This is a genomic window from Tahibacter sp. (assembly GCF_035481375.1).
Taxonomy (GTDB): Bacteria; Pseudomonadota; Gammaproteobacteria; order Xanthomonadales; family Rhodanobacteraceae; genus Tahibacter.
In genome coordinates, this window is sequence record NZ_DATIGT010000229.1 from 1 (window position 1) to 5,962 (window position 5,962).

At 70.3% G+C, this 5,962-nt stretch carries 5 protein-coding genes; 2 read left to right on the top strand and 3 right to left on the bottom strand.

All coding sequences use genetic code 11. The features are described 5' to 3' along the window. A partial coding sequence (locus VLF18_RS14890) for a TolC family protein (protein WP_325280421.1) occupies positions 1-643 on the bottom strand: 643 nt, incomplete at its 3' end. A gap of 70 nt (positions 644-713) precedes the next feature. After that, the gene (locus VLF18_RS14895) at positions 714-1,106 is read right to left on the bottom strand and encodes a hypothetical protein (RefSeq protein ID WP_325280422.1); all 393 of its coding nucleotides are present in this window, start codon (positions 1,104-1,106) and stop codon (positions 714-716) included. A 217-nt stretch (positions 1,107-1,323) separates the two neighbouring features. Here VLF18_RS14895 and VLF18_RS14900 point away from each other — a divergent pair, with 217 nt between their 5' ends. Both VLF18_RS14900 and VLF18_RS14905 read left to right on the top strand, forming a co-directional pair. After that, positions 1,324-3,054 (top strand): tetratricopeptide repeat protein, encoded by a 1,731-nt coding sequence (locus VLF18_RS14900; protein WP_325280423.1) that lies wholly within the window; start codon positions 1,324-1,326, stop codon positions 3,052-3,054. Between the two features lie 279 nt (positions 3,055-3,333). Continuing rightward, entirely contained in the window at positions 3,334-4,002 is a 669-nt protein-coding gene (locus VLF18_RS14905) for an N-acetylmuramoyl-L-alanine amidase (RefSeq protein ID WP_325280424.1), read from the top strand. Positions 4,003-4,008: 6 nt separating this feature from the next. On the opposite strand, the gene VLF18_RS14910 is transcribed toward VLF18_RS14905, so the two are convergent. Then, entirely contained in the window at positions 4,009-5,523 is a 1,515-nt protein-coding gene (locus VLF18_RS14910; protein WP_325280425.1) for a hypothetical protein, read from the bottom strand. Positions 5,524-5,962: the final 439 nt, after the last annotated feature.

Consider the following 5,962-nt stretch of genomic DNA (forward strand, 5'->3'; position numbering starts at 1 on the left):
GGCGCGCGAGTCCCGCGCGGGCCGCCTGCAGCGCCGCATCGGCCGCGTCGATGCGGTCGTCGAGCTCCAGCGACGCTGCGGCGGCGGCGAGTGCGTCGGCCGCGCTGCCGGTGCCGCCGGCCAGGCGCGCCTTCGCCGTCTGCGCGGCGACGGCGGTCGGTTCGCGCAGCGCCCGCAACGCGCCGGCCTCGCGCTGCGCGGCCCAGAGCGCGATCCACACCTGCGCGACATCGCGCCGCACGGCGAGCCGCTCGGCCGTCGACAGCGACTCCGCCTGGGCGTCGAGACGCTCGGCGAGCTCGCGTCGCGCCCGTCGCTTCACGCGCGAGGGCACGTCCTGCATGAGACCCAGCTGCCGCATCGTCATGTCGTCGGCACGCAGGTCGAACGCATCCGCGCCGGTGACCGGCAGATTGACGAATCCGAGCGTCAGCCGCGGATCGGGCAGGGCATCGGCGCGCGCGGCGTCTTCGTGCGCCGCCTCGCGCTGCGACCTGCGCGCGTCGAGCAGCGGCGCATGTTCGACGGCGCGCTGCAGCGCATCGTCGAAGGAGAACCCGGCGGCGAAAGCGCCGGACGGGAAGAACAGGACTACGGCCGCGGCCCGAACGGACCTGCGGCGCACGCGGAAACGGGAAAGCATGTGACCTCCGGACGCGGCAACGGCGGACGCGCCGCGGTACGCGGCGCGAGGACGACAGCGGGTCGGAGGTCTAGATCTGCAGGCTGCAGAAGCGCTGTGCGGGCGGCGGGTCGGACCGGCACGGCGGAATGTCTTCGTAATGCTGCGCGCGCGCTGGCGGCAACAGCGCGGCCGTCCAGGCGAAGTGCTGCGGCGGCAGCGCGATCGGCGGCACGTGCAGCGCCTTCGCGTCGGCCGGGGCGACGTGATCGCGCTCGCAATGCTGCCGGCACAGCAGCGGCGCCTCGGCGTCGAACGCATCCATGCCGGCGCAACCGGCCATGGCCGCCGGTTCGGCCGGCGTCGTTTCGGCCGGACAGACGTAGATCGCGAGCGCGACCTGCTGGAACAGCAGCGCCAGCAGCGCGAGCCAGGTCAGGTACGGCCGGGTGCGGCGGCGGAGTCTCGGGCGCCGGAACATCATCGACGGGGCTTCCCGCAGGCGGTCGCATCGGCCCGGAGGCGCGTCGGCAGCGGCGCGGCGGTGGCGGGAACGGTAGGCATGCGCTGACGAGTGTAGCCGGTGCCGTGCTCCAGAGCGGCCACAAACACGATAAGTTCCCATACGCTGCCGCGAACGCGGCAGCGGCCGGCGCCGATCCGCGCCGGTCAGTCCGAAAAAACAGGGAACCCAGGGGAAAATGTCGCAACATCCACACTTTGAATCGTTCAAGGCGGCCTGGCGCGCGCGAGACTATGGGCGCGCGTTGACGCATGTCGAGGCACTCGTCGCGGAGCATCCGCAGGCCGCATCGCTCCATTGGTATCGCGCGAACTGCCTCGAAAAACTCGACCGTCACGCCGAGGCGCTGGCCGCCGTCGAGCAGGTGCTCGTGCGCCAGCCCGATCATGCGGCGGCGCTCGTGAAACAGGTGCAGCTCGACTGGACCCGCGACACCGGCGAGGAATCCGACGACAAGCCGACGCCGGCGCAGCAGGCCGCGCTCGATCGCGCCGCGGCGGAACGGCGGCAGCGGCACATCGCGCAGCTGCAGCGTGCGTTCGCGATCGATCCGGCGCTGGCGGAGGCATGCTTCGGCCTGTCGCAACTGCTGCGTCACGAGACCGACGGCGAAAACCCGGCGCGCGACGCCGAGGCCGATGCCTGGCTCGAACGGGCGATCGCGATGGAACCCGAGCGCGTCGAGTTCCTCGCCGCGCGCGCCGACCTGCATCGCATGCGCGCGCTGCTGCGTGCCGACGGCGCCCCCGACGACGCCTGCGTCGCGACGTTCAGCGGCATGCGATACCTGCGCGCGGAACTCGACGCGGCGCTCGCCGACTACGCACGCTGCGCGGAACTCGACGGAACGCATCGCTATTTCCTGCGCAGCGCATCGACGCTCCACGAGCTTGCGCGGTTCGACGAAGCACTGGCGGCCTACGACCGCGCCCTGGACCGACTGCCCGCGGACTCGCCGCATCGCGAGTACGTGCAGCAGATGCGCGCGCGCTCCGAAGGCAACGGCGCGGGCGAGCGCGACCAGATGGCCGCGCTGATCGAAGGGCTGATCGGCTCGGGCGACCGCACTCAGGCCGATGACGTGGCGGCAACCGCGCTGCTCGGCGCGGCCCGCGCGGTGCGCAAGGGCAGGCGTCTCGACGATGCGATTTCGGCGCGCGTGTCGGAATCGCCCGACGACCTGATCGCCGCGAACATCGCCGAGCAGATCCTCAACGTCGCCTACGAGAACCCGCCGGAACTCGTCGCCGTGGACGCCGCGACGTTTCCGGCCTACCAGCGCAGCTACGCGGCACGGCAGAAGAAGGCGCTCGCGGCGGCCGGCCTGCATCACATCGCGGACGCCGAGGCGTCGGGCATGACGCGCACGCTCGGCACGCGCGTGCTGCTCGGACTCCATGCCGATGCCGCCGGCGAGATCTGCGCCGACACGTACGCGCTGAAGCCGAAGTGGCCGGGCGTCGTCGCGTTCGTGCTGATGCTGGTGACGGGCAAATGGAAGGTCCAGACCATGACCGAGTGCGTCACGCTTTTCGACGACGACGGCTATCTGATCACGCAGTACGAAAACGTCTCGCCGTTCCACTACGGCACCGCCGTCGACATCGAGCGCCATCCGCGCCGCACGAGCGTCGCCACGCTCGTCGCGCGGCATGCGCAGCGCGTGGCCGACTACAAGACGGCGCATTCGCGCGCGCGCGCGCTGCCGGTCGCGACGCTCGCGGACGTCGACGCGAACTGGCGCCGCGGCCAGACGATCAAGCGCGCCTATCGGCGATCGGTCGGCTATGCGACCGAGACCGAGCTGCGCGGGATGCTCGGCGGCCACTACGGCCGCTTCGCCGACAAGGTCCGCGCCAAGCTCGCCGAGTTCGCGCCCGATCGCGAGGACGGCGTGCTCGAAGGCTGAAACGCGCGTCGTACGCGGTCCGCGCGTGCGGCGTCGGTGCGAGACGGAACGCGGTGCGTCCGTCTCGCCGTGCAACGCATCGGCGGAGGCGCCTCGACGTTGCGGTTCGCCTTCGGCTCGCTCCGACCGGCGATGTCGAGCGCGGTACGTTCGCGTGCCGCCGAAATCGGCGTTCGAGTGAGAGACTCGGCGCCCGGGATCCACTTTCCGACAGCGTCCGCAGGCGCCGCCGGCAGCACGCCGGCGGCGCACCTGCGCCATGCAACGGGAGCGACGTCCATGGGCAATCCGCAAGCCTATCAATTCGACCTGCCGGCAACCGGGCGTCCGCAGGACGTCGCGCTGCCCGAGTTCTGGTATCCGGGCATCCAGGCGTTCTGGGAGCGCAGCACGAGCAGCCGCATCTTCGACGCGATCCTCGGTGTGCGCGCGATCGTCATCCACGCGACGGCCGGCAGCAGTTCCGCCGGCGCGGTCAGCGTGATGCGCGACGGCAAGGCCTCGTTCCACTGGCTCGTGCCCGACGAGAACGAGCCGCAGCACGGCCAGCTCGTCTGGGCCTGTGCGCCCGAAGCGCGCGCGGCCTGGCACGTGCGCAATGCGGTCGGCCATCCGCAGGTCAACGGCGGCACCACGCGCGTGAACCACTGGTCGCTCGGCGTCGAGGTCGTCAATACGCAGGCCGGCGATCCGTTCTCCGCGTGGCAGGTCGCGATCACGGCGAACATCGTGCGCTACTGCTGGGCGAAGTATCCAAACCTGCGGCACGTGGTCTCGCACGCGCGGCTCGACCCGGCGCGGCGCAGCGATCCCGGCACTGCGTTTCCGTGGGAATCGTTCCGCCAGCAGGTGCTCGATGCCGCCACGAGCGGCGCGCTGCCGCCCTCGGTCGCGCATGCGGCCGACGCCGCGTCGGTCTCCGGCGGCGAGCACGCCTGTTGTCAGTAACGGCGTCTATTTTTGCGGCAGCGAATCGCAATCCGGTGACGGCATGACCGCGCCGGTGCGCCGGAACACCGTATGGCCATCGACGAGGCCGGCGCGTTGGTAGTGCGATACGACGTAGGCATGAACGAGCGCATGCGTGCGCGTGCTGTTGCGGTCCGCGCGTCCGTCGTAGGCGAAACCTTCGGCCCAGAACAGCAGCGCAGGCCGCTCGCGTTCGAGCTGTTCGACCGCCCGGCGCTGGCGGTTGACCGTATCGAAGAAGCCCGGCGCCAGGAACGGCAGGCCGCCCGCGAACGGCCGCTCTGCGAAATAGTGGAGTTGTGGTGTAAAGGGAAAAAAAGCGGTCGGATTCGCCGGTGCAAGACAGCGTCGCGCCACGGCCGCGACGCGGCCGATCGGGGTCGCGTCGACATGGCGCCGCGCGAACTCGGCTTTCGGCAGCGCGGCTGCGGCCCAGTTGCGTGCGGCCGTCGCAGGGCGCGACGGTGCGACGGCGCGGCCAGGCAACAGCAAGGCGGCCAACAGCAGCGGGAAGGCGAGCCGCAGCACGGAAGAGCGTATGCCGTCGCTGCCGCGGACGAGCACGACCGCGAGCGACACGAACGCCGGTGCAATGCCCTGGAACAGATGCGGCCAGTCGGCGCGGTGCGAACTCTGGACCAGGTTCACGAGCGCAAACAGATGCACCGCCAGCGCAAAGCGCTGCAGCCCGCGCGTGGCGTGGGGCGCGAGCCGGCATTGCAGCAGTCCGGTCAGCGGCACGCCGACGACGAACGCGAACGCCGCCGACAGCGTGATGTCGGTCCAGCTCAGTAGCGGATGCGGCAGACCGAGACCGCTGCCGACCGCGGAACCGACCTGTGCCCAGTCGGCGAAGAATCGGCCGAGATCGTGGTTCGCACCGACGAGCAGCAGCCACGGCAGCAGCGGTGCGAGCATGCCCGCGAACAGCTCGCCGGCCAGACGCCGGCGCGTGCCGGGTGCGCCGCTGCCGGTCGCGACGGCCACGAGGCCGGGCACGAGCGCGAACAGTCCGTAGTCCGGACGAAACAGCGCCGCGAACCCGATCGTCGCGCCGGTCCCGAACGCGGCCCGGCGCGATCCGGCCATGCACCAGCGCTGCACCGCATAGAGGACGAGTATCGGACACAGCGCCGTCCAGTACTTGTGACCGGGCGGCAGGGCGAGCGCCGCGGCAGCGAGCAGCAGCGAGGCCATCGCCGTCGACGCGCCGACACGGCGCAGCACGACGAACAGAAGTACGAGGTAGACCGCGTGCCCGGCGCTGCGCGTCAGCAACTCCCCGAACAGGCCGCCATCGGCCAGCCACAGTCCGAACGCCGAGACCCAGTAGCGGCCCGGACCGTATGACGTCACATAGTCGACATGTGGCGATTGGGCGAAATGCAGCAGGTTCAGCGCACCGGCCAGCTGATGCCCGGTTTCGGCGCTGTTGACGAAATACGCGGGCTCCGGCGCGAGCAGGAACATCCAGACGGCCGCGGCGAGAAAAACGGCCAAGCATTCCGCAAGGGAGGGAGTGCGCCGTTCGGACGGTGGCGTCATGCCGGTGCCTTGATTCCTGAGGCCGCGAATCTTCGCTTCGCCACGCGGTAAGAGCAACCCGTTTGCGGGGCGGCCCGGGCTTCTCGTTCGAGGACACCCACCGTTTTCGAGGACACCCACCGAATCGCGGTCGTTTTCGTTTTCGACGTTTTCGAGGGACGTTTTCGAGGACACCCACCGAATAGCCGCTGTCGCTTCTCGTTCGAGGACACCCACCGAATCGCCCGCTGCCGGCGCCGCCATCCGTCAGCGAACTCAATCTCGACAGACTCGGAGACCCGTTTCGAGGGACCCGTTCGACGTTTTCGAGGACACCCATCGAATAGCCGCTGTCTTTTTCGAGGACACCCACCGAATAGCCGCTGTGGCTTCTCGTTCGAGGACACCCACCGAA

Coding starts and splice junctions, on each gene's coding strand:
- VLF18_RS14900 (WP_325280423.1), top strand. CDS start 1,324: ATGTCGCAACATCCACACTTTGAATCGTTCAAGGCGGCCTGGCGCGCG.
- VLF18_RS14905 (WP_325280424.1), top strand. CDS start 3,334: ATGGGCAATCCGCAAGCCTATCAATTCGACCTGCCGGCAACCGGGCGT.
- VLF18_RS14895 (WP_325280422.1), bottom strand. CDS start 1,106: ATGATGTTCCGGCGCCCGAGACTCCGCCGCCGCACCCGGCCGTACCTG.